Consider the following 15,981-nt stretch of genomic DNA (forward strand, 5'->3'; position numbering starts at 1 on the left):
GGCGACGACGGCGTCGCCGGAGGAGGGGCAGAGATGTCGAGCTTCGTCGTACGCCGCGTGGTCGCGGCCGCCACCACGCTGGCCGTGGCCGCGCTGGGTCTGGTCGCTGCGCAGACTGCGAACGCGGACGGTGGGCATGGCAAGAGGCATGGTGACCGCCTCACGATCACGGTGCTCTCGGGAGAGCCGGACCAGGTGACCGGAGGCGATGCGCTGCTCGAGGTCACCCTGCCGAAGAGGGTGCGACCGCGTGACGTGCGCGTGACGCTCAACGGCGACGACGTGACCTCCGCCTTCGACGCCTCGGCCGACGGCACGCTCGTCGGGCTGGTGGAGGGGTTGGAGCTGGGGAAGAACCGGGTGAGGGTTTCGACAGGCTCAACCAGCGGGACGCTCACGCTCGTCAACCACCCGACCAGCGGCCCGATCTTCTCCGGTCCCCAGCAGCAGCCGTTCGTCTGCACGACCGCGCGTGGCCGCTTCGACGGGCGGATGATCCTGGGTCAGCCGATCGTCGACAACCAGGACCAGTTCGGCATCCCGGTGGCCGCTGAGGGCGAGGACGGCAGCTATCCGCAGGACGGCCGCGGCTATCCGACGGCGGACGCGGACATCGTGGGATGGAGCGGTGACTGCGCGGCCGAGACCCGCTACGGCTACGTCTACCGCTCGACGACCGACAACCGCTTCCACTGGCTCGACGATCCGGCGAGCCCGCCGGCCGACACGGCGACGACCACCACCATGGACGGCAAGACGGTGCCGTTCATCGTGCGCTGGGAACGCGGCACGATCAACCGGTTCGTCTACAGCGTCGCGATGCTCGCGCCTGTCGGTGAGGCCGATCCGACGCAGCCCGACGACTCGCTGTGGAACAAGCGGCTCGTCTTCAGCTTCCAGGGCGGCGTCGCCATCGGGCACACGCAGGGCACGACCAGCGAAGGCGCGATGCTGCCAGCCGATCTGCTCAAGCTCGGTTATGGCGTGATGTGGTCCAGCGGCACGCGCACGAGCACGCACTACAACCTGCAGGTCGGCGGCGAGACCGCGCTGATGCTCAAGGAGCACACGGTCGAGACCCACGGCGTCCCCGACTACACGGTCGCGGTCGGCGGCTCCGGTGGCGCGATCCAGCAGTACGTCTACGCGCAGAACCACCCGGGACTCATCGATGCCGCGATCGCGCAGTACTCGTATCCCGACATGGTCACGCAGGTCATCCATGTCGGGGACTGCGAGCTGCTCGAGCACTACTTCGACGCGACCGACCGGGCGAACCCCAAGTGGAAGGACCCTGAGGTCCGGCAGGCGATCATCGGGCTCAACGGCACCAGCTTTCCGAAGAACCTCTCGGCGGGCGAGACCGCGCAGTGGAACCAGCTGTACGCCGCCTACCAGGCGCTCGGCTACCAGGTCATGACGCGTGACCCGGCCTCGCCCGCGCCGGCACTGATGGAGTGCAAGCCGGGCTGGTTCGGGCTCACGCCGCTCGCGATGAACCCGACATTCACCGACGTCGAGGACCTCGACAAGCTCGCGCAGGGCGCCGACGGCGTCGAGTGGACGCACTGGGGCGACCTGGTGAACATCTACGGCACCGACGACGAGGGCTTCGCGCGGGTCCCGTGGGACAACGTCGGCGTGCAGTACGGCCTCAAGGCGCTGACCGACGGCGTGATCACCGCTGCGGAGTTCCTTGACCTCAACGCAAAGGTCGGCAGCTGGAAGGACTCGGCCGACATGGTCGAGGAGGGGTTCCCGTTCGTCGGGTCGTTCAGTCCTCAGAACTTCGACCCGTGGAGCGCGCGCAACATGCAGCTCAGTCCGGACGGCGGCGTGACTCCGGCGCCACGTCGGGCGGGTGACCGTGACGCGATGCGCGCGGCGTACACGTCCGGCATGCAGTTCGAGGGTGACATCGACATCCCGGTGATCGACTGGCGTCCATACCTTGAGGACGACCTCGACATGCACAACACGCAGCAGTCGTTCGCCGCTCGGCAGCGGATGCTGAACGCGGACGGCGACGCGTCCAACCAGGTCGTGTGGTTCACCGACGCGCGGCCGAGCCAGCAGTTCGACCAGACGCCGATGGCGTTCGCGGTGATGGACCAGTGGATGCGCAACATCGACGCGCACCCCAAGCGCGGCGTCGCGGGCAACAAGCCGGCGCAGGCGGTCGACTCGTGCTTCGCGACGGACGGCTCGTTGATCGCGTCCGGGCGGCGGGTGTGGGACGGCGTGCTCGACACGCGGGCGGCGGGGGACTGCACGCAGAAGTTCCCGATCTACTCCTCGTCACGGCGTGTCGCCGGCGGGCCGTACGAGGGCGGCATCTGGAAGTGCGCGCTGCAGCCGGTGGGGGCGGCGATCGCCAAGGGCCTGTACGGGGCGTGGCGGCCGACCGCTGCGGAGCGGGCGCGACTCGCGCAGGTCTTCCCCGGTGGTGTCTGCGACTTCCGCAAGGGAGACCAGGGCAAGCCCCGCCGCTGGTGACGCTCAGGGGTGGACGACGTCGATCTCGGTGATGCCGCGGGCGAAGTCGTGTCGGTTGTTCGTGACGAAGCGGTCTGCCCCCGCGGAGATCGCGGTCGCGAGGTGGAGGGCGTCCGGAGTCTTCAGGCGGTGCCGGACGCGGAGCGCGGCAGCCATCACGGCGACGTCGTGGGTCACGGGAAGCAGCGCCAGGCGACCGAGGATCGCCAGCAGCCTGGGGCGCTCGGCGAGACGGTCGCCGGCCAACGTCAGGGTCTCCGTGAGGAGAAGGGTCGAGCCCACCCCCGCAGGTGAGTCGGCGGCCGCGTCGTGGATCGCGTCGAGCAGTAGGTCTCCGCGGTCGTCGCCGGCCGCCGCGTAGTTCACGATGTCGGCGTCGAAGGCCGCGGTCACCACGCGTCTCGGTCCTCGCGCATCGCGCGTACGAGCGCATCAGCGTCCGCCTCGCCGGTCGGATCGGGGAGTGGCGCGTGCCTCGAGGCATCGAGCTCGACGGCGATGGCATCGGCCGCGGCGAAGAGGTGGTCGACGCGCGCGGTCCGTGACTCGTGGGGCGGGGCGAGCCGTGCGACAGCCCGCCCGTGACGGGTGATCGTGATCTCCTCGCCCGCCTCGACCCGGTCGAGGAGCGCAGCGAGCTGCGCGCGGGCCTCGCTCATGGACATCGTCGTCATGGGCGTCAGTGTACAGAGATGTACAGACATGTCGGAGCCTCGTGAACTACGCGGTTGGCACGCGGCGATCCGGGCCTGGCAGTATTCGACAACCCCCTCACCCAAGGAACCTCTGCATGCCCAAGACCCACGCCGCTGTCACCATGTCGAGCCCCGTCCTGATCGAGCGCATGGTGAAGCGGTGCCACACTCAGGACGACTTCCCGGTCGAACGTGGATCGTCGCTGGCCGCCGACGACATCGCGAGCAATCCCTATCCCACGAGCCGCGTTCTGCGGATGTCGCTGACCGCGGGGATCGACCACCTCCATGCCGCGAAGGTGCTCGTCGTGGACCAGAAGGTCCCGCACACGGCAGCGACGTGGTCGCTCGCGCGCGGCGCCCTGGAGAACCTGGCCACCGCCTTCTGGATCCTCAGGCCCGACCGCCGTGACGACCGGATCGAGCGCACCCTGCAGTGGCACGCCCAGGACGTCATCGACTCGGACGACGCCACACGACACCTTGACGTCCCGAGCATGGCGTCAGTCGACGCCCGCCTGGGCGAGCTCGACGCGGTCGCGCACCGTCGCCTTCTCGCACCCGAGCGCGTCCGCCGCGGCTACACCGGCACCGAAGCCATCGCGTACGCGGACGAGAACCTTCCGCAGCCCACCCTCGGGGTTCGGCGTCCCTGGCAGCTCAGCTCGGGTTTCGCCCACGGACGGCCGTGGGCGCCTGTCGGGGCGTCGGCGCTCGAGACGTCGGGCAGTGCGCGACCGGACCTGCTCGACGCCGGTGCGACGAGCATGCCCAGCAGTGTCCTGTTCCCGTACCTCGCGGCGGTTCAGCTTCTCGAGGCCTTCCTCCGGCTCTACGAGGTGCGCGCCAACAGACCGCTCGTGTAGTCAGCCGCAGGAGTCGCAGATGCCCGTCGCCGGGACCGCCATGAAGCACCGCGGGCAGACGACGACGGGCCGCTCGACCTTGCGGACCGCCGGCCCGCGCCGCACGGTCCGCGACGCCAGCGCGACCCGCGGCGACCGCGTCGGCCGCCCACCGTCGGCGGGGAGCGTCGCTCCGAACCGCTGGTAGCAGGCGAACCGCTGCTCGGCTGCGTGCCGATCGGCGTCGGCGACCGGGGCGCCGCTCACTCGCGCGACCATCATCCGGTAGCCGTCGACCGCTCGCCCGTCCTCCCGTACGCACAGTGCTGCGAGGATCGGCTCTCCTTGCGCGTGAGAGGCGGTCGCCACGTCTTCGAGGACCGGACCGAGCCAGGTCTCGGAGAGCGCGCGGGTCTTCACCCCGGTCCGGTGCTGCACCTCGACGGCAAGCTCTTGGTCGCTGATGTCGCCGCCGTACTCGCGTGCCTTCTCCACCAGGATCTCGCGGGCGCTCTTGGTCCAGAGGTGCTTGGCGGTCTCGTGGGCGACCGGCTGTCCATCGCCGATACGGAAGGTGTCAGTCACGAAGGGATCGTACGGGGCGGGTCTGGACGTTCTGCGCGTCGGGACCCGTCGGGTCACCTTTGCGTGGCATGCTCGCGGACCCTTCGTCGGGCGCCGTTCGCGGCGACGGCGGCCACCGCCTCCAGCGGCCCGCGCCCGACGTACCGGCGCCACGGGATCGCGATCGCGGCCGCGAGCACCGTGTGGACGAGGAACGCGTCGTCGATCGTCTCCGGCAGGACGGTCGCGACGAGGACGACGTGCAGCGAATACAGCGTGAACGTCATGCTGCCGATGGCGGCGACCGGCCACAGGGCGCGTCCGACCGCGTGCTCGAGCAGCAGCATGAGCCCGAGCACGGCGAGAGCGCACCCGAGCGTGTGCAGGAGGTCAGGGGGCGCACCCGAGTGCGGTGAAGCGATCCCGAGCCACTCCCACGAGGTCGTCGGGGTCGTCCCGAAGAAGCCGACGTGAAGGATGTCGTCATCGATCGGGCCCGTCGTGAAGTGCCGACCCGTACCGGCCGCCTCGAGCTCGGCGAGCCCGCCGCCTGCGAGCCACCACGCCGAGCCCGCGTACGAGAGCACGGCCAGGGCCGTACCGCCGACAGCGAGCCACACCGCGACACCCACCCGCCGCAGGGGCAGCCGGCCGACACCCATGCCGACCAGCAGGTAGGCGGTCCAGGTCAGCACCGGGTAGTAGCCGGTGAGCAGCAGGCTCGACGCGGTGCCGACCGGATCGGTGAGCAGCGTCCCGACGTTCGGAACCCCGGAGTCCAGAGGCGTCTCGATGCCGAGGCGGAGCCACTGGCTGAGCACGGGCCCGACGAACGCCCAGGTCAGGCCGAGACCGATCAGCCACCCGGCCCTCAACCGGAGGAACGGCAGTGCGACGACGAAGAGCACCCCGTAGTAGCAGAGGATCACCGCGAGACCGGAGTCGAACGCCCCGAGGACCAGCCCCACGACGAAGATCACTGCGGCCCGCGCGGTGGTCGCGGCCGCCGCGGTCGCCCACCCACGACCGTGGGGTGGCGATGTGCCGCCGCTGGCGAGCGCGATGCTCACACCGGCCAGCACCGCGAAGAGCGCCGAGGCGCGTCCTGCGGCGAGGACGTGCGCGAGAGACGTCTGACCGTCGGATCCGATGTGCGGTTCGACGTGGGTCGAGATCATCCCGATCAGCGCGACGGCCCGGGCGGCGTCGACGCCCAGCAGCCGTCGCCGCGAGAGGATCGTCGACCGCTCGGGCACGCGTTCAGCGTACGGCTGCGGCGGCCTCGCGATCGGTGACGACGTACGCGTCGGGGTGTCGCTGCAGCACCGAAGCGGGACATGCGGGATCCACCGGACCGTGCAGCGCGGCGTGGACAGCCTCCGCCTTGCGTTCGCCGAGCGCGATCAGCACCAGACGCCGCGCCTGCATGAGGGTCGCGAGCCCCTGGGTGATCGCGTGGGTTGGGACGTCGGCGGGGGAGTCGAAGAACCGCGCGTTGTCCCGTCGTGTCGACTCGGTCAGCCGCACGACGCGGGTCTGCGAGTCCAGCGACGAGCCCGGTTCGTTGAACCCGAGGTGACCGTTGCGGCCGATCCCGAGGACCTGCACCGCGACGGACGCCGCCACGACCTCGCGCCCGTACCGCTCGGCCTCCTGCTCCGGATCGGCCGCCTGGCCGTCCGGACCCCGGACGTCGAGCCCGAGCGCGTCGGCGACCTCGCGTCTGATCACCGAGGCGTACGTGTTCGGGTCGCCGGCGGGGAGGCCGAGGTACTCGTCGAGCAGGAAGCCGCGCCGCGCGACCGGGGAGGCCGTCGCGCCTAAACGTACCCGGCGGACGATCTCCTGGTACGCGCCGAGGGGTGACGAGCCGGTCGCGAGACCGACGGCGCTGTCGGTCTCGAGCACGTCGAGGATGAGGTCTGCGGCCGTGTCCGCCACCTGGCCCGCGTCGTCGCGGACCAGGTGGCGGACGGTCGATCCGGGTGGTGTCGTCACCGCACCCGCACTGACGAGCTCGCGGTCCCCGTACGGCGGTCGGGGTCGAATCCGAGCAGCACGGACGACGGTGTCTCCGTCACCGGGATCCGGATCTGATGCCGACCTGGTCGCAGGGCGACCTCGACGGAACCGACCTGCTGCGTGTCGTCACCGGTGACCGCGAACAGGTGCGCGGTGCCGCGCTTGTCGACGTCGACGGTCACCACGACCGCGTCACCGCGCTGCGTCGCCCGGCGCACGCGCGCGGTCGACCGCGGGGCGAGCGTCGGGAGCCCCGACAGCCCGACGCCGGAGCGTACGGCCTGCTCGATCGACTGCGGCGAGTCGAGGCTGTCGAGCCCCGGGAAGTCCAGCTTCGGCGGCACGCTCTCCACCTCCGGCGGCGCGCCACCCCCGAGCTCGACACGACCCCATCGGTACGGGTCGCCCTGGACCCCGCCCCACGTCGACCATCCGATGCGGGTCTGGCCGGCCTTGTCCTGGGTGTCGGAGTCGTAGACGAACATGTTGAAGCCCATCCGGTCGGGATCGACGGTCGCCGGCAGCGCGGCGAGCGGGATCTTCATCTCGATGACGTAGCCCGTGTACGGCGCGCCGACCGCCGAGGCCATCTCGAACCCGGGCGCGACGTTGCCCGGATCGAGCGTCGTCTCGTCGGAGCCGCCCTCGCCGGACATCGGGAAGGCGCCGATCGGGCCCTGGGTGTGGTCGGCATCGCGCGCGGCGCACGACTGGCCCTCGGCGGTGAACGGGAGTGCCCCGATCTTGAAGGTGGTGGAGGTGTTCTCCGACGACCCGTCGGGATCGATGGCGACCTCGAGCGAGTCGACGCGCCAGTGGCGCTTGCAGTCCGACGCCGCGAGCACGGCGCTCTTGACGTCGTCGGTCACCTCGGCGGCGACGTAGAGGTCGTCGCCCGACCGCGTGACGTAGCCGGTCGCGCTGCAGTCCGCCGGAGACGTGCACGCCTCCCCCTCCCAGCGCCGCGAGAGGTCGATCGTGGCCGCATACTCACCGGCGCCGACGGTGCCGTCCAGCGTCGGCGCCGCCGTCTCGCCGACCTGCGTCGTCGGGACCAGCTCGAGCGCCGCCGTCGTGGTCGACGACCCGGAGCTGCTCGTCGTCGTGATCGTGTAACCGTAGTCACCGCCGACGCCGCCCTCGTTCGACGTGGGCAGCGTGTCGTCGGTGTTGGTGACCTCGAGGTCGAGGCGCTGTGTCGCACCTGGCGCGAGTCCCTCGTACGAGATCGTGTCGTCGGCCGCCGCGAAGCCGTCCGGCAGGTCCACCGTGACCGTTCCGGACTCAGCGGCGTCGCTGTGGTTCGTGACGTCGATGCCGAGCGTACGTGTGCCGCCGCTGGGCAGCGTCAGCACCGGCGTGACGAGCCCGCGCAGCTGCGGAAGCCCGACCGTAGGAGCCCACTCCTCGAACTCGGCGACCTGCGGCAGGAGCTGCTGGGTCCCGGACACGCTCGGCGTCACCGAGAGCTTCTGGTTGGTAGAGCCGGCGCCCGCGCCTGAGCGCACGTCGAGCCCGACCAGTGCCCGGGTGTTCGCCGTGACCCCGCTCGGTGCGGTCACCGTGATCGTGCGGGTGACCGTCGTCCCACGAGGAACCGTGCCGAACGACACCGAGGTCGTCCCGCTCCACCCCTGCGGCAGCGTCACCGCACCGGCGGCACGGACGAGCCGTGTGCGCTTCGGCGCGGTGAGCCGCGCCTCGAGCGTCACCGACTGGCCGGGCACGACGTCGACGTCCTCGCCGGTGAGCTCGAGGCCGGTCCCGAGCGGAAGTCCGCCGCGAGCCTGGCGCGTCGCACCCTGCAGCATCGTCGCGGGGGAGGCTGCGGCGGCCGACTGGTCGCCGCGCGTGAACGGCACGCGCGAGGCCACCTGGGTGAAGTAGTCGCACCCGATCGCCTCGGGGTCGGTGCTGGGATCGGGGAACCCGGCCCAGCCCTGCGAGGCGTACTTGCGCTGCGCCTCGCGCTCGACGAGCGCCCACGTCTTGCCGCTGGCCGCGCGCTCCCCGGCCCAGACCCCGTACACGTCGTCGGTGGGATCGGTCGGGGTGAACGCGCGCGGGCACGAGGAACCGACCTGGCCGCTGCCGCGGGCGGAGTTCAAGAAGAGCTTCGCCGGAGCGTACGGGCGCAGTCCCTCCTTGGTGATCTGCGAGCGGAAGCGCGACGGGTCGCCGGCCACGGCGTACGCCTCCGCGGCGAGCCGCGCGGCCTCTTGGTGACCGCCGTGGTTGCCGGGGGTCGGGGCAGGGGTCATCGTCACGACGACCTCGGGCCGGGTCTCGCGGACGATCCGGACGAGCCGTTCGAGGGAGTCCTCCGCGTCCCACGCCTGCTGGTGCAGGGGAGCGCTGACGGAGTAGTAGAAGTCAACCTTGTCGAGGTTGAACACGTCGCGGACGCCGGCCGTACCGACGGCGGCGCGCTCCTCGCGCTCACGGATAAGGCCGAGGGCCGGGCCCTCCTCGGGGCCGACGGCATTGCCGCCGCCCTCGCCGCGGGTGATCGTCACGACGCCGACGCGGCTGCCGTACCGCTCGCCCCACTCGCCGAACGTCGACAGCCGCCCCGACTCGTCGTCAGGGTGCGCGCCGACGAAGAGCACGTCGAGGTCGGTGGCCTTCGTGGCCGTCGTCTCGGGGGACGGCGCTGCTGCTGCCGGCCCGGTGACGAGGCCGGCACCGAGGAGCGCGGCTGCTGCCGAGGTCGTGGCGAGCCTTCGCCATCGTGGTGGTGGAGCGGCACCGGTGGAGTTGGACGTCTGCTGCGTGCGCTGGACCATGAGTCCCCCTTGGTTCTCGGATCGATCGACGGTCAACCGCGTGGTTCAGCCCTTCACCGCCCCCTCGGTCATGCCGCGGATGAAGTGACGCTGGGCGATCAGGAAGAGCACGAGCATCGGCAGGGCGACGATCAGTGCGGCTGCTGCGAGGAGCGACGGCGATCCGGTGTACTGCCCGCTGAAGAAGGTCAGCCCGAGCGGCGCGGTCCGGAGGTCCTCGTTGCTGGGGATCATCACCAGCGGGAGCAAGAACTCGTTCCAGGTCCACATCGAGAACAGCACGACCATCGTCACGACCGCGGGACGCCCCATCGGCAGGAGCACCGACCAGAACGTCCGGAAGTGCCCGGCGCCGTCGAGCCGCGCCGCCTCGACCAGGTCACGCGATGTCCCTCGGAAGTACGCCCGCATCCAGAAGGTGCCGAACGCGAGCGACTGCGCGACCTGCGGAAAGATCAGCGCCTGGTACGTGTTGATCTGGTCCAGGTCGCGCAGCTGGTAGTAGAGCGGGACGACGATCGCCTCGTTCGGCACCATCAGGCCGAGGAGCAGCACGTAGAACAGGACGGACGAGCCGCGAAAGCGCATCGTCCCGAAGGCGTAGCCGAGCATGCACGACAGCGCCGTCGCGAGCACGACCACGCACACCGTGACGATCACGCTCGAGCGCATGTACGTCGAGAAGTGCCCCTCGTCCCACGCGGTGGCGAGGTTGCTCCAGACGATGCCGGACTCGTTGGGGTTGTCGGAGACGAACGCCGACGCGACGATCATCGCGATCGGGAAGAGGGCGACGACTGAGCCGAGCGCCAGGACGACGATCGTGACGCTGCGCTCGAGCCGCGAGGTCTTCATCGGTTCTCACGCTCCGGGATCCGGTTCACGAGGACGGTGAGCAGCATGATGAACGCCGCCAGCAGCAGCGCGATCGTCACACCGGTGCCGACGTCGCCCTGCCGCATCGACTTCATGTAGACCTCGTACGCCGGGACGGCGGTCGCGCCGCCCGGTCCGCCGGAGGTCATCAGATAGACGAGGTCGAACGTCCGCAGCGCGGCGACCATCGTCAGCGTCAGGGCGACGGCGAGCTCGTTGCGCAGGGACGGCAGGCTGATGGCGAAGGTCTCGCGGAAGAAGCCGGCGCCGTCGAGGCGGGCGGCGTCGTAGACCGCGCGGTCCATCCGTGACAGCCCTGCGAGGAAGAGCACGGTGCACAGGCCGGTGCCGAGCCACGTGCCGACGAGCCCGATCGCGACCAGCGCGGTGCTCGGGTCGCCGAGCCAGCCGCGTGCGAGCCCGTCGAGACCCACCGCGCGCAGCGCTTCGTTGAGCGGGCCGTCCGGCGCGAGAATCCGCTTCCACGCGACGGCGACGACGGTCAGCGCGATCACCTGCGGGACGAACACGACGGCCTGGAAGATCCCGCGCCCGCGCACTGTCGACCGGACGAGCAACGAGGCCGCCAGGAGTCCCAACGTCACCGGGATCACCGAGAAGAACACAAGCAGCACGAGCGCGTGCCCGAACGGCGCGCGCAGCGCCGGGTCGGTGAGCACGTCGACGTAGTTCTGCAGCCCCACCCAGGTGCCGGAGGAGAGCCCGTCCCACGCGAAGAACGACAGCCACACCGCGTAGGCGAGCGGCGCCAGCAGGAAGAGCGCGAGCACCACGAACCCCGGCAGGAGATAGAGATAGGCGACGTTGCGCGGCTCTCCTGGGGGTCCGTGGCGCCGTCGCGCGCCCTGGCTCGTCACTCGTTCTGGTCCGTGAAGTCCGTGTAGTTCTTCTCGAGGGCGTCGAGGAACGCGGCGGTGTCCGTCGAGCCGGCGCTGAGCTTCTGGAGCTCCTGGCCGAGCAGGTCGCTCATGTCCGGCGTCGCCCAGTCCAGGTACGGCACGAGGGAGTCCTCTGCGGTCACCTGGTTCCAGGCCTCCACGACCTCCTTGCCGACACCGGTCGCGCTGGCTGCGTCGCCGTCGATGACCGGGAGCCCGCCGTTCTCCTGGATCACCTTCATCGCGTCGGCGTTGGTGAGGAAGTCGAGGTATGCCGCGGCCGCGTCGGCGTGCTCGCTGGCCTCGGTGATTGCGAACGGGAGGCCCGTGCCGCCGGTCACGGCCAGCTCGCCGACCGGGCCGACCGGCGGCAGCGCGAAGCCGAGATTGTCGCCCATCGCAGCCTCGAGGTCTGCTTGGTACCAGGTGCCGCCGATCATGAACACGCCCTGGCCCTTGGCGAAGTTGCGCCACGCGGTGTCGTTGGGCACGGCGTTGAAGTCGGGCGTCAGGTAGCCCGCGTCGACCCAGGACTTGAACAGGTCGGCGCCGTCGACGTTCTCCTCTGTGGTCCACGAGGCTCCCTCGCGGCCGTACCCGAGCGCACGGGTGTCGTCGCGCGGCACGTACTGGTTCATCGCGACGGCGTAGTCGTGGATCGCCGGCCACGCCTCGGCGTTGCCGAGCTGGACCGGCAGCTCGCCGGCGGCCTTTGCGGCCTTCATCGCGGCCTCGAGCTCGTCGAGCGTCTTCGGGGCCTCGATGCCGAGGTCGCCGAGCTTCTGCTTGTTGACCCACAGGCCGACCATTTCGCCGACCTGCGCCATCCCGAAGAGCGAACCCTCACCGAAGGTCTTGCCGTCCTTGCTGTACGAGGCCGTGCTGCGCACCGACTCGGGGAAGCGCTCGTCCCAGCCGTAGACCTCGGCGTACCCGTCGAGCGACTGCAGCAGCCCAGCGGAGACGAACTGTCCCATGTCGGCGCGGCCGTTGTTGACCTGGACGACATCTGGCGGGTCGTCGTTGGTGATCGCGAGGCGGACGGTCTTCTGGAGGTCGTCGAAGGACTTCGAGGTGCGCTTGATCGTGACGTTCGGGTACTTCTTCTCGAACGCCGCGTTGAGGGTCTCGATCTGCTTCGCCTGCCCACCGCGCACCTCCTGGTCCCAGACGTCCAGGGTGAGGTCGCCCATCGCGGCGACGTCGGTCGAGATGTCGTCGGGCTTGGCCTCCTTGCCCTCGTCGTCACCGCCTCCGCCGCCGGGCGTGCATGCAGACAGGGCGAGCACGGCGCTCGCGGCCGCGACGGCGGCGGTGAGCACCGACTTCTTGACGGCACGGACGGTCATGGCGGCTCCTGGGTGTCATTCGCCCCGGGGGGCGGTGCGGAAATCTCGGGTCCGAGGCTCGGACGGGGTGTGGCTCGGGTGGTCATGGGTGTCCCCGACGAAGCCGATGGTGGCGACGGCTCGGCCGTACGTGCGGTGCTCGACGGTCGTCAGCACGTCGTCGAGGAAGGCGTAGTCGCGCGCCAGCCAGGAGCCGGGCTCGAGGGCTTCCCACCACTCACAGATGGCGCCCCAGCCTGGCGCGGCCAGCGCACCACCGAAGTCGCGTACCGACAGTGCGGCGCAGAGGTTGGCGAAGCGCAGGCGCTGCAGCAACGGCCACTCGCGGAGGGTGGCGGCGACGAGCCCTGCGAGGAAGACGTCGCCGGCCCCGGTCGGGTCGAGCGCGGGCACGGTGAGCGCCGGCGCCCACGCGGTCTCGCCGGTGGTGGCGTCGGCAGCGTACGAGCCCGAGCTGCCCGCGGTCACGACGGCAAGCGGGACCCAGTCACGGATCCGCTCGAGCGCGGCGCCGGGGGAGTCGGTGCCGGTGTAGGTCATCGCCTCGACGGCGTTGGGGACGAAGGCATAGCACCCGTCGAGCCGTTCGCGCAGCGACGTCGCGTCCCAGAGGCCGGTCGGGTCCCAGCCCACGTCGGCGAAGATGCGCGTGCCGCGCTGGGCGGAGGCGTCGAGCCAGTCAGGCCGCTCATCGCCCACGTCAGCGAACGCGGCACGCGCCGTCGGCAGGACGTGGGGGACCGCGAGGTCGGCCCGCGGGGGCTTGTGCGCATGGGTGATCATCGCGCGGTCCTTGTCATAGGCGAGCGAGACCGTGACCGGCGAGTGCCAGTGGGGCCACCGGTGCGACGCGGACAGGTCGATCGCCTCGTCGTCCTCGAGCGTGCCCCACAGGTAGTCGCCGTACATGTCGTCACCGAACGCCGCGGCCAGCGAGGTTCGCAGCCCGAGGCGAGAGGCGGCGACGGCGAGCGTCGCGACGCCGCCCGGGCTCGAGCCCATCCCCGAGGTCATGACCTCCCGTCCTCCGACTGGCGCTTCCTGCAGACCGGTGAAGATGATGTCGAGGAACACCGGGCCGGTCACGAAGAAGTCACACGCCAGGTCGTCGGTCTCAGGGCTGTCGTGGGCCATTCCGTGAGTGTCGCTCAAATGCGCAGGATCGCGCAAGAGGTGAGCGTGGATGCGTATCCGTGCGCGGATCTGCCTGTTATGGTCACCGTGTGCGTGCAAATCTCCGACACGAGCGGCTCCTCGATCTCCTCGAGACCAGCGGTCCCGTCGACGTCGCCACGCTCGCGCGCGTGCTCGACGTCAGCGACGCGACCATCCGCCGGGACCTGTCCGCGCTGGCGCACGCCGGCCAGCTCCGTCGCCTCCGTGGCGGGGCCGCTCCGACGCTCGACCGTGAGGCACCCTTCGAGCGGGTCGCGACGCAGAACCCGCTCGAGAAGCGGGCCATCGCCGAGCACGCGGTGACCCTGGTCCCCGACGACGCGGTCGTGGTCTTGGACATCGGCACGACGACGAGCCTGGTCGCCCGGCTGCTGCGTGGACGCCGGGTCAGCGTGATCACGTCCAGCCTCGCCGTGTACGACGAGCTGCGCGACGACCCCGTCGTCGACCTCATGCTGCTCGGTGGTCTGGTCCGTACGAACTACCACTCGATGGTCGGGTTCCTCACCGAGCAGGCGATCGCCCAGGTCCAGGCCGATGTCCTCTTCCTCGGCACGAGCGGGGTCCGGCGCGACGGGTCGGTCTTCGACACCACGGCCGTCGAGGTCCCTGTCAAGAAGGCGATGCTCCAGGTCGCCGACCGGGTCGTGCTCCTCGCCGACCACACCAAGCTCCCCGGGGGTGGATACGCCCGGGTGTGCGGGCCCGACCAGTACGACGTGCTGGTGACGGACCGCCCCGTCGACGACGAGACCGCACGGGTGATGAAAGATGCCGCCGTCGACGTCCACGTCGCCCGCCCGTACGACACCCAGGAGGACTCGTGAGGCTCACCATCGTCGGTGGCGGAGGGTTCCGGGTGCCGCTCGTCTATCGCGCGCTGGCCTCGGACGAGCACACCTCGCGTGTCGACGAGCTCGTCCTCCACGACACCGACGGTGTCCGGCTGCAGCGCGTCGCGGCGGTGCTGTCGGAGATCGCGGGCGAGTACGCCCGTCCGCCGCGGGTGCGCCTCACGACGGACCTGGTCGACGCGGTGTCCGGTGCGGACTTCGTGTTCTCGGCGATGCGGGTCGGCGGCCTGGCGGGGCGCGTCTGCGACGAGCGCTCCGCTCTCGATGTCGGCGTCCTCGGTCAGGAGACGACCGGTGCCGGGGGCGTCTGCTACGGCCTTCGGACCATCCCCGTCGCGCTGGCGCTCGCAGAGACGGTGCGCCGCGCGGCGCCGGAGGCGTACGTCATCAACTTCACCAACCCCGCCGGCATGGTCACCGAGGCGATGTCCGCGGTGCTCGGGCGCCGGGTGATCGGGATCTGCGACTCGCCGGTCGGTCTCTTCAAGCGGGTGGCACGCCTCCTGGAGATCCCGCGGGAGCAGATCACGTTCGACTATGCAGGGCTGAACCACCTCGGGTGGCTGCACCGCGCGGTCGTCGACGGCGTCGACCTCCTGCCGGGGCTGCTCGCCGACCCCAGCCGGTTGACGCAGATCGAGGAGGGCCGTCTCTTCGGCCCGCAGTGGCTGGCGTCGTTGGGCACGGTCCCCAACGAATACCTCTGGTACTGGTACTACACCGCCGACGCCGTCGCGTCGATCGAGAGGGCCGGTGTGACGCGCGGCGAGTATCTGCGGGAGCAGCAGGGGCGCTTCTATGCCGGGGAGGGGGACGCCTTCGCGCACTGGGAGCGCACGCGGCTCGACCGCGAGGAGACCTACATGGCCGAAGGACGCGCGAGCACCGACGCCGGCGCGCGCGACGACGAGGACCTCGACGGAGGTGGGTACGACCGGGTGGCGCTGGCACTCATGGCGGCGATCTCGGCCGACGAGGGGGCCGAGCTCGTGCTCAACGTCCCCAATGACGGGACCCTCGACGCGGTCGACGCGGACGCGATCGTCGAGGTGCCGTGCACCGTCGGTGCCGACGGTCCGCGTCCCGTCGCGGTGTCACAGCTGCTCCCGCACGAGCGTGGACTCGTCTCGACCGTGAAGGACGTGGAACGGACGACGATCGAGGCCGCGACCTCCGGTTCGCGTTCGGCCGCCCTGAAAGCGCTCGCGTTGCACCCGCTCGTGGACTCCGTGACCCACGCTCGTCAGATCCTCGACCGCGAGCTCGCGGCGCTGCCCGAGCTCAGCCGCGTGCTGATCAACCCCTGAGTCGCGTCCAGGTCGAGAACGGCACCGACGGCGGCAGGGTGCTTCACCGGGCAAGACCGCGACGGGTGCGAGCAGCGTCAGCTATCCGCTCGGGATCTTCGGAGCGTGGGTG

Annotated in this window: 14 protein-coding genes; 4 read left to right on the plus strand and 10 right to left on the minus strand. The window is 70.7% G+C overall.

The window, feature by feature from the left end:
- The first annotated feature begins 33 nt into the window (after positions 1–33).
- Positions 34–2,496: a DUF6351 family protein gene (locus ACFSDF_RS18155; RefSeq protein ID WP_377158627.1), complete on the plus strand. Its 2,463-nt coding sequence runs from the start codon at positions 34–36 to the stop codon at positions 2,494–2,496.
- Between the two features lie 3 nt (positions 2,497–2,499).
- On the opposite strand, the gene ACFSDF_RS18160 is transcribed toward ACFSDF_RS18155, so the two are convergent.
- Entirely contained in the window at positions 2,500–2,892 is a 393-nt protein-coding gene (locus ACFSDF_RS18160) for a type II toxin-antitoxin system VapC family toxin (RefSeq protein WP_377158629.1), read from the minus strand.
- Positions 2,886–3,170 (minus strand): type II toxin-antitoxin system Phd/YefM family antitoxin, encoded by a 285-nt coding sequence (locus ACFSDF_RS18165; protein WP_167003189.1) that lies wholly within the window; start codon positions 3,168–3,170, stop codon positions 2,886–2,888. The genes ACFSDF_RS18160 and ACFSDF_RS18165 overlap by 7 nt, the downstream gene beginning before the upstream one ends.
- 116 nt (positions 3,171–3,286) lie before the next feature.
- On the opposite strand from ACFSDF_RS18165, the gene ACFSDF_RS18170 reads away from it, so the two are divergent.
- Positions 3,287–4,057, plus strand: a complete 771-nt coding sequence (locus ACFSDF_RS18170) for a hypothetical protein (protein WP_167003187.1) — start codon at positions 3,287–3,289, stop codon at positions 4,055–4,057.
- Here ACFSDF_RS18170 and ACFSDF_RS18175 read toward each other — a convergent pair whose 3' ends face one another.
- The 8 genes from ACFSDF_RS18175 to ACFSDF_RS18210 are packed head-to-tail and all read right to left on the minus strand — an operon-like array spanning position 4,058 to position 13,666.
- Complete coding sequence (locus ACFSDF_RS18175; RefSeq protein WP_167003185.1) at positions 4,058–4,621, minus strand: hypothetical protein; 564 nt, start codon at positions 4,619–4,621, stop codon at positions 4,058–4,060.
- Between the two features lie 53 nt (positions 4,622–4,674).
- Complete coding sequence (locus ACFSDF_RS18180; RefSeq protein WP_377158631.1) at positions 4,675–5,856, minus strand: heparan-alpha-glucosaminide N-acetyltransferase domain-containing protein; 1,182 nt, start codon at positions 5,854–5,856, stop codon at positions 4,675–4,677.
- A 4-nt stretch (positions 5,857–5,860) separates the two neighbouring features.
- Positions 5,861–6,598: a glucosamine-6-phosphate deaminase gene (locus tag ACFSDF_RS18185; RefSeq protein ID WP_243842952.1), complete on the minus strand. Its 738-nt coding sequence runs from the start codon at positions 6,596–6,598 to the stop codon at positions 5,861–5,863.
- Positions 6,595–9,408, minus strand: a complete 2,814-nt coding sequence (locus ACFSDF_RS18190) for a sugar-binding protein (RefSeq protein ID WP_377158633.1) — start codon at positions 9,406–9,408, stop codon at positions 6,595–6,597. Before ACFSDF_RS18190 ends, ACFSDF_RS18185 begins: the two co-directional genes overlap by 4 nt.
- Before the next feature lie 45 nt (positions 9,409–9,453).
- Positions 9,454–10,263, minus strand: coding sequence for a carbohydrate ABC transporter permease (locus ACFSDF_RS18195; protein ID WP_167003179.1), 810 nt, complete (start codon positions 10,261–10,263; stop codon positions 9,454–9,456).
- On the minus strand, positions 10,260–11,162 hold the full coding sequence (locus ACFSDF_RS18200) for a carbohydrate ABC transporter permease (RefSeq protein ID WP_167003177.1): 903 nt from the start codon (positions 11,160–11,162) through the stop codon (positions 10,260–10,262). The genes ACFSDF_RS18195 and ACFSDF_RS18200 overlap by 4 nt, the downstream gene beginning before the upstream one ends.
- On the minus strand, positions 11,159–12,532 hold the full coding sequence (locus tag ACFSDF_RS18205) for an ABC transporter substrate-binding protein (RefSeq protein WP_167003175.1): 1,374 nt from the start codon (positions 12,530–12,532) through the stop codon (positions 11,159–11,161). Before ACFSDF_RS18205 ends, ACFSDF_RS18200 begins: the two co-directional genes overlap by 4 nt.
- Positions 12,533–12,547: 15 nt before the next feature.
- Positions 12,548–13,666: a carbohydrate kinase family protein gene (locus ACFSDF_RS18210; RefSeq protein ID WP_167003173.1), complete on the minus strand. Its 1,119-nt coding sequence runs from the start codon at positions 13,664–13,666 to the stop codon at positions 12,548–12,550.
- An 89-nt stretch (positions 13,667–13,755) separates the two neighbouring features.
- Between ACFSDF_RS18210 and ACFSDF_RS18215 the strand changes: the two genes are divergently transcribed.
- Together ACFSDF_RS18215 and ACFSDF_RS18220 are read left to right on the plus strand one after the other, a co-directional pair.
- On the plus strand, positions 13,756–14,535 hold the full coding sequence (locus ACFSDF_RS18215; RefSeq protein ID WP_167003171.1) for a DeoR/GlpR family DNA-binding transcription regulator: 780 nt from the start codon (positions 13,756–13,758) through the stop codon (positions 14,533–14,535).
- A complete protein-coding gene (locus tag ACFSDF_RS18220) occupies positions 14,532–15,869 on the plus strand; it encodes a 6-phospho-beta-glucosidase (protein ID WP_208322345.1) in 1,338 nt (445 codons plus the stop codon). Before ACFSDF_RS18215 ends, ACFSDF_RS18220 begins: the two co-directional genes overlap by 4 nt.
- Positions 15,870–15,981: the final 112 nt, after the last annotated feature.

This window comes from Mumia zhuanghuii, assembly GCF_042681565.1.
Classification (GTDB): Bacteria; Actinomycetota; Actinomycetes; order Propionibacteriales; family Nocardioidaceae; genus Mumia.

Excerpts from the sequence above, each read along its gene's own strand:
- ACFSDF_RS18165 (WP_167003189.1), bottom strand. The coding sequence starts at position 3,170 with ATGACGACGATGTCCATGAGCGAGGCCCGCGCGCAGCTCGCTGCGCTC.
- ACFSDF_RS18210 (WP_167003173.1), bottom strand. The coding sequence starts at position 13,666 with ATGGCCCACGACAGCCCTGAGACCGACGACCTGGCGTGTGACTTCTTC.
- ACFSDF_RS18190 (WP_377158633.1), bottom strand. The coding sequence starts at position 9,408 with ATGGTCCAGCGCACGCAGCAGACGTCCAACTCCACCGGTGCCGCTCCA.
- ACFSDF_RS18195 (WP_167003179.1), bottom strand. The coding sequence starts at position 10,263 with ATGAAGACCTCGCGGCTCGAGCGCAGCGTCACGATCGTCGTCCTGGCG.
- ACFSDF_RS18155 (WP_377158627.1), top strand. The coding sequence starts at position 34 with ATGTCGAGCTTCGTCGTACGCCGCGTGGTCGCGGCCGCCACCACGCTG.
- ACFSDF_RS18170 (WP_167003187.1), top strand. The coding sequence starts at position 3,287 with ATGCCCAAGACCCACGCCGCTGTCACCATGTCGAGCCCCGTCCTGATC.
- ACFSDF_RS18205 (WP_167003175.1), bottom strand. The coding sequence starts at position 12,532 with ATGACCGTCCGTGCCGTCAAGAAGTCGGTGCTCACCGCCGCCGTCGCG.